This is a genomic window from Butyrivibrio sp. VCD2006 (assembly GCF_000423925.1).
Classification (GTDB): domain Bacteria; phylum Bacillota; class Clostridia; order Lachnospirales; family Lachnospiraceae; genus Butyrivibrio.
In genome coordinates this window covers 1-19427 of record NZ_AUIX01000027.1, presented here as the reverse complement: position 1 = coordinate 19427, position 19427 = coordinate 1, and the positions used below count along the sequence as shown (strand labels likewise).

Annotated in this window: 10 protein-coding genes; 2 read left to right on the top strand and 8 right to left on the bottom strand. The window is 40.8% G+C overall.

Annotation, left to right across the window (positions count from 1 at the left end; genetic code table 11):
- Positions 1-130: 130 nt before the first annotated feature.
- From G586_RS0111510 to pulA, 3 genes are all read right to left on the bottom strand, one after another.
- Entirely contained in the window at positions 131-1438 is a 1308-nt protein-coding gene (locus G586_RS0111510; protein ID WP_026527874.1) for a GGDEF domain-containing protein, read from the bottom strand.
- Between the two features lie 194 nt (positions 1439-1632).
- Positions 1633-2559 carry a hypothetical protein gene (locus G586_RS0111505; RefSeq protein WP_051204746.1) on the bottom strand — a complete coding sequence of 309 codons (927 nt, stop codon included), beginning with the start codon at positions 2557-2559 and terminating at the stop codon, positions 1633-1635.
- 43 nt (positions 2560-2602) lie between these two features.
- On the bottom strand, positions 2603-5512 hold the full coding sequence (gene pulA / locus G586_RS22760; protein WP_242832006.1) for a type I pullulanase: 2910 nt from the start codon (positions 5510-5512) through the stop codon (positions 2603-2605).
- A 700-nt stretch (positions 5513-6212) separates the two neighbouring features.
- On the opposite strand from pulA, the gene G586_RS22755 reads away from it, so the two are divergent.
- On the top strand, positions 6213-7577 hold the full coding sequence (locus G586_RS22755; RefSeq protein ID WP_051204745.1) for a glycoside hydrolase family 53 protein: 1365 nt from the start codon (positions 6213-6215) through the stop codon (positions 7575-7577).
- A 106-nt stretch (positions 7578-7683) separates the two neighbouring features.
- Positions 7684-9303 carry a BspA family leucine-rich repeat surface protein gene (locus tag G586_RS24970; protein WP_051204744.1) on the top strand — a complete coding sequence of 540 codons (1620 nt, stop codon included), beginning with the start codon at positions 7684-7686 and terminating at the stop codon, positions 9301-9303.
- Positions 9304-9447: 144 nt separating this feature from the next.
- Here G586_RS24970 and G586_RS0111480 read toward each other — a convergent pair whose 3' ends face one another.
- From G586_RS0111480 to G586_RS0111460, 5 genes are all read right to left on the bottom strand, one after another.
- Positions 9448-15621, bottom strand: coding sequence for a non-ribosomal peptide synthetase (locus G586_RS0111480; RefSeq protein ID WP_026527872.1), 6174 nt, complete (start codon positions 15619-15621; stop codon positions 9448-9450).
- 38 nt (positions 15622-15659) lie between these two features.
- Entirely contained in the window at positions 15660-17003 is a 1344-nt protein-coding gene (locus G586_RS0111475) for an MATE family efflux transporter (protein WP_026527871.1), read from the bottom strand.
- Between the two features lie 173 nt (positions 17004-17176).
- Positions 17177-17854, bottom strand: coding sequence for a helix-turn-helix domain-containing protein (locus tag G586_RS22745; RefSeq protein ID WP_081674333.1), 678 nt, complete (start codon positions 17852-17854; stop codon positions 17177-17179).
- 178 nt (positions 17855-18032) lie between these two features.
- Positions 18033-18797 carry a GNAT family N-acetyltransferase gene (locus G586_RS0111465; RefSeq protein WP_026527870.1) on the bottom strand — a complete coding sequence of 255 codons (765 nt, stop codon included), beginning with the start codon at positions 18795-18797 and terminating at the stop codon, positions 18033-18035.
- Positions 18798-18859: 62 nt separating this feature from the next.
- The gene (locus G586_RS0111460; protein WP_026527869.1) at positions 18860-19105 is read right to left on the bottom strand and encodes a DUF3781 domain-containing protein; all 246 of its coding nucleotides are present in this window, start codon (positions 19103-19105) and stop codon (positions 18860-18862) included.
- Between the last annotated feature and the right edge of the window lie 322 nt (positions 19106-19427).

The following is a 19427-nucleotide window of genomic DNA, read 5'->3' as shown; positions in this document are numbered from 1 at the left end:
TCTGCGCACCAGTCGCATCCTTAGCGGAGCGCTTTTTATTCAATAGGAAATCCAAAGGAATTTCCTATTGAATAAAAAACAGGGCCAATAAAGCCCTGTTTATATCTATTACTAAAAGCTTAATACATTCTCACGCCTTCGTAACTTTGTTTCTACCGGCTTCCTTTGAAGCATACATAGCTTTATCCACACGGTTAAAGAAATCATCGAATTCATCATCAGCTTTAAGCTGACTAAGTCCGATGGAGCAGGTAATGTGACCTGCATCTCCAAAATCAGCTTCCTCAACTTTTTCCCTTAATTCTTCAGCAAAATCGTATGCCTCATCAATTGAGTGACCCTTTAGAACGATGACGAATTCCTCACCGCCCCAGCGTCCGACAGAAGCCATTTTTCCTGAAACCGAACTATTCAATATGCCTGAGAAATCCTTCAGCGCTTCATCGCCTATAGCATGACCATATGAATCATTGATGGTCTTGAAATTATCCAGATCTATCATCAGAAGTGCTACAGAATCTCCGCCCTTCTTAAAGATATCAATAGCGTTCAGAATCTCAGTCTTTATACCTCCATGATTGAACAGACCTGTAAGAGGATCCTTTAATGCGAGACCCTCATATTTTTTTAGAGTGGACATCATATCCATGACATTATCATTGATATTCTGCACCATGAAAACGAATCTGAAATCATCGTCGCTTCCGGTCTGCGCCCTGCTAAAAATGAGTTTAACCCAGATAAAGACGCCCTCAAGATTTTTCATCATACAATCAAAGGAAGTCGTTCTCCCAGGAGCAAGCTTTTCCTTTAAATATTCAGGATCCGTGATCTTAAGGAAATGCTTCTGATCTTCAGGCCATATCATGTTTACAGCCATAAGTCTCCACTGAGAATACTTTATGTTCGAATATACAGTATCCTCAGATATCTCAGTCACACTTATGCTACTGGTTGTATCCTGTATAAGATCCACAAACATTGAAAACAGATAAGTGTTCTGGATTGTGTTTACTTTTTTGGTGGTCATAAACTGCTCAACATACTCATCATCATCGAGTTCATCCATAGCAAACACATATTTATCTGTCCCTTTTATCGGATATACATTCATCTGAATGATATGAGGCGTGTCACTGCCTTCAAGGAAAATATTCAATCTTCTACTGTATTTTCCCTTAAACTGACCATAATAAGATGTAAATGCTTTGTAATCTTCGCTTATTTCTTCACTGGAGTTGCCAAGGTGAAACCACAGCTTCTGGATAAGATCTTCGTAGCTGCCTGTCTCATCTATGAATTCTTTGAATATATTTTTACGAGTAATGGTTCTATACTCATTAAGCTTAGCATCAACCATTACGATTGCATCAACATTTTCGTTCAAGAGTCTTAACAGATCCTCTTCTGTATAATCCTCTAGTGCCTTATTCTCCATACCTTCCCCTCATTTCCATACAGCCATGTATCAAATCCTGTCCGCGAAAATGCGCCCCTATGTAGACAGGATCAAAAAATCCCTTTAAAAGTAAGCGGCAAATTTCATTGCCGCTTACATATTATTATAACCTTATGAGAAGAAGGCTGCAATTATAACTATGGCATCGCCAAAATATTTAGAATTAGTTAAATTCAAAACAGGTCAAGGGTGCTGTCTAAGTATATCTCTTCCCTGACTTTAAGCTGATACTCAGCCTTTGTCATGTAATGCAATATGAATTCCAAAATAACAGCACTTCCAAGGCTTCGCCCTTCAATCTTAAAGTGTGAAAATCCCGCCGGAATATATGTTTTTTGAATATCCTCGCACCCGATAAATCCGGGATTCTTCATAGCTTCCGAAAATCTATAGCCCTTGCTTGCATCAGGTGATACGCAAACGTGATCTGCGCAGTCATCTCCAAGACTTTTCCTGCTGACATTTTCATAGCAATTCTTTCTGTCGTAGCAGTCATACCAACAGCATTCATTACACAGGAATTCAACTTTTTCCTTCATCTCAGGTGGAAGTGCTTTTAGCTTGCCCAGTTCCTTATTTAGTCTGAAATCCGGCACCACAAATCGAAATTCATCTCTTTTGAGCTCAGCTTCAAACTCCTTAAAGTCTGTTAATACCTTGGTTGTTGAGGAAACAAAATAGAATCCCGGATAGTTTTTTCTGATATGATCAAGCAGCAAATCCGAGTGGATTATCACCCCATTTTGAACTACTCCGTTTTTTTCAAATTCTGAGCAGAGCGTGTTACATTTTTTGTCAGTAAGATGCTCTGTTCTGATAAGTGAATTGCTAAATGTCAGACGAGCGGAAATTCCGTACTCTTTCATCAGGGCTATGATGCTCAGAGGATCCGCATCGCCAAAGCCCACCCGGCCTCCGCCCCAAATGCAATCAGCCGGTGCTCCGTATATTGAGCCAATATCACACCAGTCATAAAAATACTCTCTATGCTCCTTGAAGAGAGGCAGAAAAACCTTATAAAGCTCATAAAATTCAAACAGTCCCGGCAGATGATAAAGCGCGCGTCTTCCGGAGTTTTTCTGTTTATCTTCATTTAGCATATCTGCTCTCCTCTAAAGCATATTTACAGCTGACAATGAATAGTCACGCTTCCTGTTCCTTACGTCTTTTGATGCCAAATACAATCGTTGCTACAGCTGCAGCAAGTGCCGCGGTAATGCCTACAATGATTCCACCGTTTACGTTTACGGACTTGTTATCTGTAGAACCATTATTCACGGTTTTTGCGGCAAAATCAACATCCTTATCCCCCTTAACAAGGAACACGGCCGAGGCAGGAGAAACAGTAATACTATCCTTAACTCTGGAGAGTGCTTTTGTTCCCGCTTTTATTTCGCTGACGCAAACATTCCAATCACCCTTGGGAAGAGAAACAGTTGTCTCTTCAAGATTCGGATTAAATATAAGGAAAAGCTCATCTGCCTCTTCTCCATTTACTGCTCTGTCGGAATTATCCATGTCAAAGGCTATTACATTTTTATCAAGCCCCTCAACCGCTTTGACTCTCTTCTCAACCTCTGCGCCATCTGAAAGTCTGAGTAAACCATGGGCTTTTCTAAAGGAGATAATACCCTTATAGTACTCAAGGTTTGCCTTGTATTCAGGGTCATCCAAGGTCTCCCACTTTAAGCAGTTCACTTCATCTCCTGAACTGAAGCTGTTTGAATCAAAGGTTCCGTCATCCTTAACCTTTGTACGCAGTATTTCTTCACCTGCCTGCATGAAAGGTATTCCCTCGGAAGCGAAATAATAAGCCGCTGCGAGGTTACTCATTTTTATCCAGGTCTCTCTATCAAGATCCTCTCTTGAAGTTGCGATTCTGTCAAAAAGAGTGTTGTTGTCATGGCATGATGCATACTGGACTATCTGTGTCGGTTCCTTGCTCCACACCTCTTTAGCAAGGAAGGAAGAAATCATCTTATCTTCTTTTCCTGTTGCTCCTGATACCCAGCCCACTTCATCTGTGCTGAATACGCTTCCCTTTAATCCGTCTCTGATATTGTCGTTAAAGTATGCAAAGCCAGGAGTTTTTGTTGATGACTGCTGAGTTGCCAGAGTGACATTTTCCTTGGTAACATCAGTATTCATGCTCCAGCCCTCACCGTAGAAGATAACATCAGGATGAGTCTTGTGAACTTCCTCCATTATCTCGTTTATGGTATCAACATCAAGGAGGCCCACAAGGTCAAATCTGAATCCGTCTATGTGATATTCATCTGCCCAATAGCGGACTGAGTCTACGATGTATTTTCTTACCATTGAACGCTCGGAGGCTGTGTCGTTACCGCAGCCTGAGCCGTTGGAATAAGTGCCGTCTTCATTTATTCTTGAAAAATATCCGGGAACAAGTCTGTTGATGCAGAAGTCTTTTCCGCTGAAAACATGGTTGTAAACCACGTCCATGACAATAGAAAGTCCGTTGTCATGAAGGGCCTTTACCATCTGTTTTGCTTCCTTTACGCGCACCTCTCCGTTATAGGGATCTGTTGAATATGAGCCCTCAGGCACATTGTAATTCACCGGATCGTAGCCCCAGTTGAACTGATCCGCGGTCTTGGAATTTTCATCAACTGATCCAAAATCATAGAAGGGAAGGATGTGTACATGCGTTATTCCAAGCTCCCTAAGGTAGTCAATTCCTGTGGCTTCTCCGCCCTTTGTCTTGGTACCGGTCTTTGTGAAAGCTGTGTATTTACCTGCATCCTCTGTATCACCATCCTCATCGGATACAGAGAAATCTCTTATATGAAGCTCATAAATAACAGCATCGTTTATAGGCTCTCCAGCATGAGGGTTCTTGTCATCTGACCAACCCTCGGGATTTGTCTCGTCAAGATCAACTACCATTGCTCTCTTGCCATTAACACCGGTAGTCCTTGCATAAGGATCGCAGGCTTCAACATTTAATCCATCAAGAACTGCCGTATATGTATAGTAGGTTCCTGCAAGGTCTCCATTCACGCAGGTAGTCCATGTGCCATTCACATCGGACTTCATCTCGATTTTTTCCTTCAGGTCATCCTCCCAGCTTTTTCCTGATTCATACAGATTTAAGAAAACCTGCTCAGCTGTTGGTGCCCAGAGTTTGAAGGTTGTTTTGTCCTTGCTGTAAGTAGCTCCGAGGTCATCACCTTCATAGGTGTATTTATCCTCGAACTCTTTTGTTGAATAAATGATTGGCATATTGATCGGATATTCCTGCTCTTCGAATCCCAATCTGTAATTCCTCACAGGGTCAAGCTCATCAGCGATAGTGAGATCATAATAGTACTCGCTGTCAGAAGCTTTCTCCTTAAGCTTTACCTCTGTAACTTCTGTTTCACCAAGTCTTCCCGCAACATAGAAAGTATTTTCCTGCTGCTCATCAAGCTCCCCAGTAAACTGAACTGTAACTGTGTTTTTTCCATCATAAATAGCGCTCTTTAATTTTGTCCCCGTCACAACGTCATCTCCATATTCTTTAACTGCGCCTTCTACTCCTGATTCAACATAGGCATGTACTGTTCCTGATACTACTTCTGATATATCTATGAACTGATCTGCTTCTACATCCTTGTCCCAGTCCTCTGTCCTTACTATGAATCCAACCTTGGTGGATCCTGCTTTAACGGCCATAGTCGCAACCATCTCTCCGTCCTCTTCCTCGAAGGGATATCCTGCACCTTCACCGCCATCCGGCCATAGCCATGCGTCCCACTTCTTGTAATCCCCATCTTCTCTGTGGTAGTGGAGCTTAAGTGTCACTCCCTCTGCTGCTCTGACTGTTTCCGGAATTCCCATAAATGACAGTAGCTGCTCTGAGTTTTGCTGAAGATGCAGGAGCGCCTTTGACTGATGCTCTTGTTGTAGCTGCTCTGTCTGCTGTTCATGCTGTAGTTGCTCTGACTGCTGCTTTTGCAGTAATCCTTCAGATGCTCCTGCATTGGTCAGCACCATCGCCAATGACATGATGGCTGCCATGACAAAGGTGAATTTCCTACTAACTCTTTTCACTTTGTAACCTCCCGTGGTATAATTATGTCGCTTTGGAAAACGTTTTCTGCTAGAAAAATTCTACTACAAGAAAATTGAGACGTAAAGATGGAAATTTATGCTGATAGCATATATGTAGGTTGTCTCTGGGAGCAATAATTGAAATACGTTCCTCTGCGGGAGCATTTGTTCAGTTGCCTAATCGTCACATCGCGAACAAATTTAAGATTTTCATTTGTAGGTGAGCTATGATTGTCTATGAAAGAAGATTTTTGCGCTATTTCATAAATTAAAAATCGTGAGGTATCTATGAAATTGAGATTTTTTTTAATATCATAGATGACGGTGGCTACTGGTATCTATGAAATCAGCTTTTTCTCTCATTTCATAGATTGAAACCCTTGAAGTATCTATGAACTTAAGATTTTTTCAAATTTCATAGATGAAAGTAGCTCCTGGTATCTATGAAATCAGCTTTTTCTCTCATTTCATAGATTATAAGCCTTGTAGTATCTATGAAATTAAGATTTTTCCAAATTTCATAGATGAAGTAGCCCCTGAAATCTATGAAATAAGCTTTTTACCTCGTTTCATAGATTGATAGCTATATGGAGCATCAATGAAATTAAGACTTGCAATGTAAAAATTGTTATTTAGTAAAAGACAAAGTTAATTAGTCCATAAATATATCAAAAAACAACCAGAAAATACGGTGGAATAAATGAATAACAAAATATTACTAGAATTATTATGCATAACAGCTACATCTACTTTTCTTCTGACAGGATGTGGCACTGCCGGAAAAGCATCACAGAATGATGACCCAGGCGCAGATCTCATTTCAGAAAACTCCGACACAAGTATTATTACGGAAGCTTCCGGCACAAGTATTATTTCTGAAGAATCAGAATCAACCTCAGAATCCATCTCCACCTGGAAATCTAAAGTAGAGAATCTTCCGGAAGATTTCATATGTGGCATGGATGCGTCCTCTGTTCTAGTCGAGGAAAACAGCGGCGTAAAGTACTACGATTTTGATGGAAATGAGCAGGATGTTTTCAAGACTCTCGCAGATTCCGGAATCAACTACATAAGACTCAGGGTCTGGAATGATCCCTATGATGAAACCGGTAAGGGCTACGGCGGTGGGAATAACGATGTACCCACTGCAATTGAGCTTGGAAAAAGAGCAACTGAATATGGAATGAAGGTCTGCATCGACTTCCATTACTCAGATTTCTGGGCTGATCCAAAGAGACAGCATGCGCCCAAAGCCTGGGAAGGAATGAGTGTAGATGAAAAAAGCACAGCGCTCTACGACTTTACAAAGGAATCTCTGCAGCAGCTCCTTGATGCAGGAGTTGATGTTGGAATGATCCAGATAGGTAATGAGATAAACTACGGAATGTCCGGTGAAACTAAGCTTGATAACGTTATCACTCTTCTAAAATCCGGAAGCAAAGCTATAAGAGAAGTATCCGCAGATTATGAGAAAGATATTGATATAGTTGTTCACTACACCAGGATTACAGACAAAGCAGATGTCCTAAATTTGGTGTCCAAACTTGTGGACAGTGAACTTGATTTTGACATGGTCGGAATGTCCTATTACCCGTTCTGGGACGGAAGCATGGATAACATGGCACGGGTACTTGAGCTTATCAAAGAAAGATATGGAAAAGAAGTTTTCCTTGCAGAAACATCATATGCCTACACAACTAAGGATGGAGATGGCTCCGGAAACAGCTTTGGTGCAGGGGACGCAGTGGATGGTTATGAAGTATCTCCCGAAGGGCAGGCAACTATCATCCACGATATTTGCGAGCATGTAAATAACGTTGGAGGACTTGGTATCTTCTACTGGGAAGGCACCTGGATTCCCGTTGGGCCTGCGTCCTCAAACAACTCTCCCATTTGGGAAGAATATGGCAGCGGTTGGGCAAGCAGCTATGCAAAAGACTACGATCCCGAGGATGCAGGACTCTACTACGGCGGCTGCTCCTGGGACAATCAGGCCTTCTTTGATTTTAATGGTCATCCTCTTGAATCCTTGAAAGTCTTTGACTATATGAAAAATGGATTTTGAACTTCTCATCCATTTGCTATAATAATCATTTGGGGGAACACAATAATCAGTGTTGGTGTTTGATGACAGCAGCACTAGTGTGAGAAAAGTTAAAGGGGAAATCAAAATGAATAAACATTCAAGAAAAGTTCTGCTTTCAATCATGGCATTGTTATGCATGGTTGTCTTATTTCAGTGCGCACCTATAAAGTCCAAAGCAACCGACGCACCGGGTACACTGGTGGATGGCTTGCATTTTGGCGAGACATTAAAGCAGTTATCTTCCGGTGAAAATCAAGAGTATTATGAAATAAATCGTGTCTTAAGACATATTGTTTTCACTAAAACCCAACCATCAACAAGTCTCTCGCAAAAGGATATTGGTGTTAACGTTAAGGCATACTTCGATAAGGCCACCGGAACTGCATATATCTATTGTCCCACAAAGATCATTTTTAACAAGGACTGTGCCGGCATGTTCTATAATATGTGCAGTCTGGAATCTATTGATTTTAACCAGACTACAATTGATACCAGTAACACCATCGAAATGGATACTATGTTTCACAATTGTGAAATATTATATTCTATCAATCTTAGTCAGTTCAGAACCGGTAATGTTACAAGTATGTTCTCTATGTTTAGTGGCTGTGCATATCTAAAAAGTCTCGATCTATCCAACTTTGATACATCAAAAGCAAAGAAACTGGATTATATGTTTTTTGGTTGTACCGGATTGAAATCTTTGAATCTCAGCAGTTTTAATACAGCTAATGCAGAAGATATGGAGTTTATGTTCCATCGGTGCACCGCACTAAAATCACTGGATCTGAGCAATTTTAATACCTCAAACGCAAAGTATATGACTAGCATGTTTGCTGAATGTAGCAGCCTGCAGAGCCTTAATATTAGTAGCTTTGACACTTCTAATGTAAGCCGCATAGATTATATGTTTTATGATTGTTCATCACTCGAAACTCTCGATCTTAGTTCCTTTGATCTTTCATACGCAGATCGTGAAAATCAAACCGAGCATGTTTTTGGAGGTTGTAACAGTCTTAAGTTCATCTACTCGCCCAAAGTGCTAGTGAAACCTCTTGCCTATGATTACTATTCAGGCAACTGGAGTTATGACAGTAAACCTGTAGGAAAAATGGCCTTAGATGATAACAACAACGGTATTCCGGACAATGCGACCTTTTATGAAAAGCTTCCAATCGCTACAGTAAGTCACAAATATCTTCTCGTTAACAAGCTTGCGGATCCTACGATAATTGATCCTGATCCTGAGAGTCCGGTTGTTAATTACACAAACGAAGCTGAAGCAGTAATCGATCCCAAGCGAAAAGACGTAACCATAAATGGAATTACATACACTTTTGACAATGATTCCAATGCCACCGTTATTAAAATCGGTGACATAAAAAAAGCATCAATCGACAAGATTACCGTCAGTGAAGTTACTTATCCTGTGGTTGCCATCGCTGATGGTGCCTGCACAAATAATAATACAATCACTGCTCTCACTATCGGACCTAATGTGAAATCAATCGGTCAGGATGCTTTTAAGGGATGTAAGAAATTAAAAAAGGTCACCATCAAGGCTAATAAGTCCCTTGTAATAGGCAAGGATGCTTTCAAGAAGCTACACAAAAAAGCCGTTATCAAGGTTAAAGGCTTAAAGGGTAAGGCAAGAAAGAAAATCGTAAAAGCCATAAAGAAGCAGACAAAGGCTACCGTAAAATGATGGTCCCAGGGGTTAATAGTCCATTTTCAAGATTTTTGCTATATAAATGACATTACGACGGGGTTAATGGTCCAATTATCGGTCCATTAACCCCGTTCCTATAAGCCACATTTTGGCCCTATAACCCCGTCCACAAGTGGTCCTTTATTTCTCCGGATTTTTAACCTTCTCACATCCAACCTTTACCAAAGTCTCCAGCATTTTGACATAGGTATCATGGAATTTTAATATATTATCCTCGTCATAAATCTCTTTTACATATTCCAGCTCTGCGTCAAATCCGCCATCGCCATACTCATTTTCCAAAAGCTCAAGCTCAAGACGGGCACTGGCAGCAAAATATGGATCATCAAGCTCAATGAATTCAGGTTTCAGCTCATCCAATTCATCCGCATTTATTTCCAATTGAAGATTAACCTCCATAGGATCTGTATAGAAAGCAGAATCCATGCTGGAGAAATAATCATAGGAAGAATGGGCAATTCCTTCACCGATCTGTCGTTTAACATCCAGAAGCAGATCCTCTATATTATCAAAATCTTCCATATCAACACCTACAGGCAGGTTCTTGATAAGGAGTCCCACGACATTAGCCGACATCGGAGAAAGTCTGTCGTTAAATATCCAGTTAGTCATAACCCTGTTAATTTTATCATGCTCTGATAGCGCGATAAGAGCGCTTGCTATTGCCATGCATGAATGTGTAACACCCCAGTATTCTTCAGCTGCTCTCACTTCATCCGCATCGAACTTAAGTCTCTTTATCCTTCCTGCAGGAGAGTTTTTGTTGGACTCATAATCAGGCTTTGGCAAAACCTGATATTCTTTACCTGAAATGTCGAACTGCTCAGTAAAATACTCCCTGTCAGCATCGTACGTTCCGTCTTCGTGAGCCTTTTCGGCATCTTCAAGAATTATGAAATAGTAATCCTTTTTCAGTTCTCTGCCAAAGTAAGCATCTGTAATATCCTGGAAGAGTACACCAAGAGAACCGCCATCCATAAGAAGATGGTGTACATCAAAGAACAGATATGAAGCCGCCTCTGATCTGAACACACGCACTCTTAAAAGACAGGATTTAAGTATCTTCTTAAAGGGCTTAACCAGACTCTTCTTAAGCTCTTCTACATCTTCCTCTTTTATGTCTTCAACTTCTATCTTTGGCATAAGTTCAGGAGCATATCTTTGCTGAAGCTTGCAGTCATCGTTATACTCAAAAACTACGCTAAGTCCGGGATGGTTCTCTATCGCCTTATTTACTGCATCGCAAAGCCTTTGGGCATCTACTTCTTTGCCAAATCTTCCAAAGTAATGCATATTACTCCACATAGATGAACCCGGATTGTAAAGCTGATAATCCAACATCTTTATCTGCATAGGAGTCAGAATGTGAGGCTTAAGTCTCGCTTTTGCTTCACGTTCATCAATATCTCCAAGGGAAGTCCTTTCATCAACAACGCGTGCAATCTCCTTCGGCGTTCTTTTCTGGAAAACATCCGCAGCGGTCAGGCCTTCAATTCCTGCATCAGCCAGTACCATCATTGCCTTAAGGGAATCGCCTCCAAGTTCAAAGAAATCATCAGCCGTTCCGATTTCTACATCAACAAGCCCAAGAGACTTTGCAAATGCATCGCAGAGCTTTCTCTCAATTTCATTTTCCGGTGCAACATATTCTGCCTTAAGCTCAGAAGCGTCCGGATCAGGAAGTGATTTTCTGTCAATTTTTCCATTAATAGTAAGAGGCATTTCCTCCAGCTGCTTCATGACCTGCGGCACCATATATTCCGGCAGCTTTTCCTTTAGATAATCTTTATACGCATTCAGATCAGGCACCTTATCGCAGACATAATATCCTGCCAGGAATTCCTGAGAAGAAGTTTTTACGATCTTCACAGCAGCAGCTTTAATACCCTGATATTCAGACATTACTCTTTCTATCTCATCAAGCTCTATTCTGAATCCGCGAAGCTTAACCTGATTATCAATTCGTCCAAATATGCGGACTTTTCCATTATTGGTCCATGAACATAAATCTCCACTGTGATAAGCCTTATAATCATTATGTCTAAAGAAGGCCGCTTCAGTTTTTTCAGGAAGTCCGACATATCCTCTTCCTACCTGATTGCCTCCGATAATAAGCTCTCCTCGTATGCCTTCGGGAAGCTCATTTCCGAACTTATCGAAAATGGAGAAATATGTATTGGCGATAGGCTCACCAATAGTAATGCTCTCGCCTCTTTCCACAACATCCGCAGAGCAGCCCATAGTACATTCCGTGGGTCCATAAACGTTGAGAATGACACTGTCTTCTCTAAGTTCTCGCAGTTTATCATAGAGAGAAAGCGGGAACGCCTCAGCACCTATATCAAAGAATGTAATGTTCTTTATCGCTTCTCTCGATGATTGAATCGAAAGAAGACTGGACAAATAGGTCGGAGTACAGGTCATGCCATCAACAGCATTATCGATAATAACCTTCGCCAGTTTATCAGGATCATGGATCTCATCTTCAGTTGCAATAACTACCGTGTTTCCATTGCACAGCGGAACAAACTCCTCAACAACAGAAACGTCAAAGGAGAAGGAAGCCAGAGCCAGACATACCCTTCCCTCAAAAGCGTAATACATTATTTCAATAGACTTGTGGTTCTTGTAGACGTAATTGGCTATATTTCCATGCTCGATCATTACGCCTTTAGGTCTTCCGGTAGAACCTGAAGTATAAATGCAGTATGCAAGATCATCCTTTTTTGACTTTCGTATTTCAAAATCTCTATACTTCGAATCAGGACTTATCTCTGAAATGTCAGATACTCCAAAGATCTCCTCCAGAGTTAGTATCTTGTACTGTTTTCCCAAAAGTCCTTCTCTTACTTTTTTAATATCCTCTGTCGTCAGCAAAAGAGAGATTTCAGCGTCCTGCATACAGAAATCAATTCTGCCGTCCGGATATTCCGGTATAAACGGAACAAATCCGCCACCGGCCTTCAGAATTCCATTTTCAACCACATAGGTATAAACCATCCTGTCAAAAAGAACACCAACAGGGACATCTTCTCCGACATTAAGTTCAATCAGTTTTTCAGCCACCTGGCTTGACAAAAGATCAAGTTCCTCAAAAGTAAGCGATTTTCCATCACATATCACCGCCTTCTTCTGCGGACTCTTTTTAGCAAATCCCCTTATCTGTTCATGAACAGGAACAAATTCAAAATCGACCTTTTTATCATTGAACTCAGCAATCTTTGCCCTGTCCTCGTCATTCATCATGACAATGTCACCGATCATTTCACAGGTAAGAAGCTGGTTTGCTATGATAAACAAATGATCAGCAAAGCGTTTTATCCAGCCTTCGGAAAATCTTTCATTTCTGTATTCAATTGTCATATTGTAGAGGCCATTTGTAGCAAAAAGCTGTATAGACATGCATCCTGTTACCATGCCTGTATGATACTGCTCCATGAAATATGAGTCACTCTTAAGCCGTTGTTTTCCTGCAGCCATTCCCATATTATCAGTGAAAAGATCTCCCTGGAAAATAAGCTCTACATCCTCATTTACAGGACAGTTCTTTAGTACTTCATCAAAGGAGAAAATATCATTGCTCATATTGGCAAAGATCTGTTTACTCATGGATGAAAGATACTGCGTCACAGGCAGGTTTTCAGACAGATCGCCATAAACAGGAATTCTCTTTATCAGAGTTCCGATTGTATTATCCATCTCCTTTAAGGATCTGCCATTATAAACCGTTGAGAAGGATACATGATCGGCATAAAGATATTTTCCTAAAAGCAGCGCCATTGCGCCCATAAAGAATGAACTCTCCGAAACCTGATTTTTGTTACAGAAATCTCTAACAACCTGGGCCTTTAGTGTTCCGGGTTCATATCTGTAATTCACGCTGACACCTGGTGTTAGCGGGTTATTCAGATCTCCCATGAGCTGATCTATGCTGTCCATCTTAGAAAAGAGATTCTGATAATACTCTTTGGCTTTGTCATAGGAGCCGTTTTTAATGAGTTCCTCTTCATACATGCCCACCTGCTGAATGCAGCAGTCTTCCTTAAGCAGCTCTTTTCCGTCCAAGGCTCTGTTGAGGTCGGAAATGATGAGACTTAAAGATGTTCCATCTACTGCAATAAGCTGTGCCTTCAGAATCAGATAGCAGCATTTTTCAGTCTTATAGACAGCAAAATTAAACAGTAGATTATCAAGTACTTTAACAACAGGCATGTAACTATTGATAAAGTCGATACGTTTACTGCTTTCGCCTTCAAATACAGGAACTTCAACCTTATAGTCAGGAACCAGTTCCATATAGGGAAGCTCATTTTCACGACATCTTATCATGTATTTGAGCGTGGGATGGGCTTCAAAAAGAGTATTTACAGCGTCTATCAGCTGATTCTCATTGATTTCGGGATCCGCCTCCATCATGTATTGAACCGTATAGGTTTCTTTACTTCCTCCGGTCAATCCTTCCAGGTAGATTCCAAGCTGAGTCTTTGTCAGAGGATATTCCTTCCTGTCCATAGCCGGCAAAGATGCCCTTGCGTCAGCATTTTCAATAAAGTGAGCAAGTGATCTTGGCGTAGGATTTGCAAACACATCGCCATAGGATACGCTAAAGCCGCCGTCACCAAGAGTAGCAAGAAGTCTGGACACAGAAAGAGATGTGCCGCCATAGTCGAAAAAGTCTCCTATAACGCTCATTCTCTTAAGTCCTAAAACATCAGAAAAATATCCGCAAAGCTTTTCCTCAAGTTCTGTCTCAGGTTCCTCATAATCTCCGCCATTAGAGGGTATTTCTATTTCAAGAAGCTTTGCACGATCTATTTTATTATTGGCATTAAGTGGCATCTCATCTAACTGAACCATAGCCCCGGGAAACATGTAAGCGGGAAGTTTTGTCTTTACTAATTCAGTTATATCCTTGTGTTTTACTTCTTTGGAGCATGTAAAAAAGGCTACCAAAAAGTCTTCAAACCCATTGTTCCTCATGAGTACCTTGCAAAGATTAACTTCGGGATGTTGCATGATAACCTTTTCAATTTCACCAAGTTCAACTCTCTGACCATGATATTTGACCATATCGTCAGCTCGGCCGGATATGCAAACCTGTCCTTTTTCGCCTATGTAAGCCATATCTCCGGTCCTGTAAAAGCGCTCCCCATTAAGCATGATGAAGCTTTCTTTATTGCGTTCCTCCAATTTCTGATAACCGGTAGTGATGGTATCTCCACTTAATATAAGTTCACCTACGGTACCGTCGGGCACAATATCCCCATATTCATCAATAATCTTTATCGCCAAATAATGCATCGGATCGCCAATGCTGATCTCCCGATTTTCACTGGTTAATATTTTACTGAAAGCATAAGAGTTGGTTTCCGTCATTCCATAAGCGTTTATAACACGCAGCCATGGATTACACGTAAATACCGGCTCAAGGACAGATGCATCCAGTTTTTCTCCTACCAAAATCATAAAATCAAGAATAGCTATTGCAGGTCTTGACTGTTTAATTGTCATCAGATTTTTTACAAATGACGGTGTTGCTAAAAGGGATTGAACACTGAATCTAAGCATCTTTTCTATAAGAGATGACATATCCCTATAGTCTTTTTCCTCAGCAAAAACAAGACTGTCACCATTATAGAGAGCCTGATAATCACAAATAGATGCAATGAAATTTATCTGAGTTATGCACATAGATACCTTTGGCTCTTTGAATTGCTCAAAAAGCGTAGGATCATCTTTGGTTACAGTAACTGAAAGTGTGTCTGCCAGGATTGTATTACGTACTCCCTTGGGAACTCCTGTTGATCCCGAGGTATAGAAAATATGCGAAAGCCTGTCCATTTTTATTTCGGGCAAAGGCACAGGTTCCCCTTCGTAGGAAAGCACTTCTTCAACCAGGAGAACCTTATATTTATTGGTATCAAGGTCTTGTTTTCTGTCAAAAATTTCTTTAGTAGTTATAAGAACCTTACTATCCGCATTTTCCATACAAAAGTTAATTCTGTCTTCCGGATACTCATCTGTCATTGGCATATATGCATATCCAGCTCTTACAATTCCTATTTCCAGGGAAAATACATATGATTTCCTGTCCAAAAGAAGACCAATAACATCTCCTTCCTCCAGCCCGGGACATAGTGACATAATTGCATATGCCGCTCTATTACCCATTTCGTCCAAATTCCTGTAGGTGAGAATTCTGTCAGATGCAATTACCGCACTATCGTCAGGTCTTTCCTTCGCCAAAAGTGCTATTTTTTCAGGTATAGACATAAATAAAGAATTTTTTTTCATATTCCGTACACTCCTGTTTATTCAGTCAATATGTCGCCTTACTCATTACCCATCACAGTGTATTCTTTTTTGTTTTTAATAAGAAAAACAGTAGCGATTGTAGCGGCTATTACTTCAGTGGTAGCCTGTGCGAGCCATAACCCTTCAGTTCCAATGAACAATGGAAGCACAAAAATACATGTGGTCTGAATTACAAATGTTCTAGAAAAAGCCAGAAATCCTGAAACCAGGCCGTTATTTAAACCTGTAAAGAATGCTGAAGAGTACTCGTTGAATCCCTGGAACAGAAATGCAAAGGCATAGACTCTGAGTGCATGAACAGAAAGCGCGTAAAGATTAGCGTCATAGCCTACATATATCTTGGAGATTAATGGCGCACTGACTTGTGCTATGAAAAACATGAAAATGCCAAATGTAATGTTAAGAGTTAGTCCCTTTTTCAAAAGACTCCTAAGCTCATTTTTGTTTTTGGCACCATAATGATAGCCGACAATAGAGGTAGCCTGCATTTGTAGCCCATAAAAGAACGAGGCAAATATACCCTCCACAAAGACGGTCACTCCATAGGCGGCAACTCCGTCCTCTCCGATCAGCCTAAGGAGCTGGAAATTGTAAAAGACAAAGATCAGAGCAGTTGCCATATCATTGACCATCTCAGAGGCACCATTTGTACATGCATCTATAAGAGGACGCAGCTCGGCTTTTCCTTTTACAAAATGCAGAGGACTAGAATTTGGCCTTGCAAAATAGATAAGAGGGATGAGTCCGTTTAAGCATGCTCCTATTCCTGTTGCGGCAGCAGCTCCAACCATTCCCCATTTAAACACTACAACAAAAAGAAAGTCAAAACACAGGTTACTGAATAAGTTTCCAATGGAAATATACAGACCAAGCCTTGGCTTTTCTGCAGTAATCAGAATACTCTGGAAAGTATAGCCCAGAATCATGATGGGGAGGAATAAAAACAGTGTACGTCCATATGGAAGTCCGTATACCAGAATCTCAGGTGTTGCACCAATCAGCGTTGCTATGGGACGCAGAAAAATAATACCGATTATTGCCAGAACAACACCTATTGCAGCTGCTGCCTTTACAATCGATGTGAAATAGAGCTTAGCAGTTTGCTCTTTTCCTTCTCCTAACTCCAAAGCTATAAGTGCACTTCCGCCCGAACCAAACATGTATCCAACCATCGACAAGACAAGCTGGAATGGATAGACGATATTCACTGCCGAGAATGCAGTCTTGCCAATGAAATTAGATACGAAATACCCGTCTACAACATCATAGGTAATAGATATAAGAATCATTCCTACGGTCGGCATGGCAAAAAGAAGTAGTTTTGAGTATGTAAAATGATCTGACAGTTTAATCTCTTTCATATACATTTTCTCCAATAAAAGACGCAATAATCCCGATTGTCAGTTAAGAAAATTTTACCATGTATCGATAACTTTTATCGTAAAAAATGTATAAAAAGGACCTATCAGATTATTAAATTTTCACAAAGTATTTTTTCAAAAAATGTATAAAGACAATTTCTTCTCAGACATCATCAAATCTTTCCAAACAGCATATCTGCTGTCTTCTCAAGCTCTCTTCTCTCCTTAGTGTCATCGTAGGATTTTTCCTTATCATCAATTCCCTTAACGACATCTATTGAAAAGAGGCCATCCCGATTACAATAGAAAAAGATTTTGCGAACGCCGCTTATCTTGAATCTTGCTTCTGCATTTCCTTCAGGATAAAGTTTCACCATTTGGATGCGATCCGGAGAAGATGCTGCGATAAAGGATATGTAGTGATCCTTCGTCATCTCATGGTCGATTCTGACATAGTATTCATCTTCAACACGCTCTATGAAAATCATGTGGTTTTCATCGGTCTGCTCTGCCTCCGCAGGAAGGAGCTGCACGCCGTGGCACTGAATCACCGCTTCACCCATGCTGTGGATCGCATTTCCGCAAACGGGACATACATAGAATTTTGAGCGCATCATGTTTGCCGAGACGTTTTCATTCTTGATCTTGTTGCCGGATATCAGCTCTGTCACTGATATTCTGAAGGCATCCGCAATTGGTTCAAGCAGAGTTATGTCAGGATAGCCTTTTCCTGTCTCCCACTTTGAAACTGTCTTATCGGTTACGCCCAGAAGTTCAGCAAGCTGGAGCTGCGTCATTTTCTTTTGTTCGCGCATTTCTTTGATAACTGCGCCTGTTACATATTGGTTCATAATTTACCTCCATAAGTACAACATTACTTTTTTCTGCTGCCCTTATAGAAATATTAGCAGGGTGTCACATGTATCACTACCTACGCAAAGTAGAGTTACACACCATTTTCATCCGTCATATACCGTACTTATGGTATTTTCTATACTAACTGATAACTCTCAACAATCCCCAAAAAGATCAATGTGTCCTCTCCGTTCTGTCCACCTCATAGGCCACATACTCGTGGTCAAATTCATAGCCGAATTTTTGGGATAATCCCACTGAATTCATATTCTGTGCGTCCCAGCTTGGGTACAGACCATCGTCAAGACATCGCAGAATAAGAGCCGCACAGGCAACTGTTGCCAGGTGTTTTCTTCTCTCCTCCATAGCAGTGTCCACCTCTATCTCAATCCCTTCGTTATAACGGGTGTACGATGAAGCACCGGCAACTATTTTTCCATCCTTAAGAATAACCATGCCTCTTCCGATTTTCAGATAGGACTCCTTGCTCTCAAAGGATGATACAAAGTCCTCCGTCACAGGGTCCTCCAGGCATTTATCATAAAGCTCAGAGTCTATCTCCTTTAGTTCATAGCCCTCCGGAAGCTGTTTTACAAACTGCTCCAGAGCATCCCTGTCAAATCTGGTATCTTTCTTAATGGCATATCTTGTTACTCTCTTCGATGAATCAGGAAAACACTCCTCAATGAGCGCAGCCCACTCATCATTTTGCGGCACCATAATAACAAAACCCTCAGGCTTATTTATCATGAGCTCTCTATCAGGAACTCCTGCATAAAAAGCGAAGCCCCCAACAAAAGCAAGGGCAGATTTGGGATTATCCGGGTCAGTAACATATATTTTCCCCATGACCTTCTGAAGACATGAGTATATGAGAGTCTCCTCCCAGCCTGCAAACAGTTCTAGAACTTTTGATGTATCCTCTAATTCATAAATCATACTTTCGTTATGCCTCCTAAGCTATTGGTATCTCTGGATATCAATTCCGGTTTTTCCATAGCCTATTTTTTTTCCTTATGTGCAGTTATTATCGTATAACTGCTTGCGTTTACTGTGATAACACTATCATCTATCATCACGTACCAGTTTTTTCCGTTTCTCTCAATTCTGGCATTATTATCAAGAATTCTTTCTCGACACCATACGACAACATCAATATCTCCTAGACATAGATTTTTCTTAATCCGTATGGCTCCCATCTCTGTGGTATGGACCTTCTCGATGTTCTCAATTAGAGCATTTTTCATACTTTTTATCATTCCTTTCACTTCGCTCAGGCACAAACATGGAATGAAAAAATCTGTCTGTGCATCCCCTCTACATTTTCTCAATAAAGCCTTATACTATACTAAGGAACAGCGGTATACTACAGAGCACGAGAGGAGGTGTGGCGAAGTAGTTTATTTCGACCCCGTATACTTATATGTGTCGTCGCCCTCACAAGTACAAACAAGTGGGACATTGAGCCCGGACTCTTAGCATTGGTATAAGCCAACTTATATAGTCACAGGACGACAGTCAATGCTGCTGTTCCCTTTTCAGTAAAGGTGGTGATCTATAATGATGAGA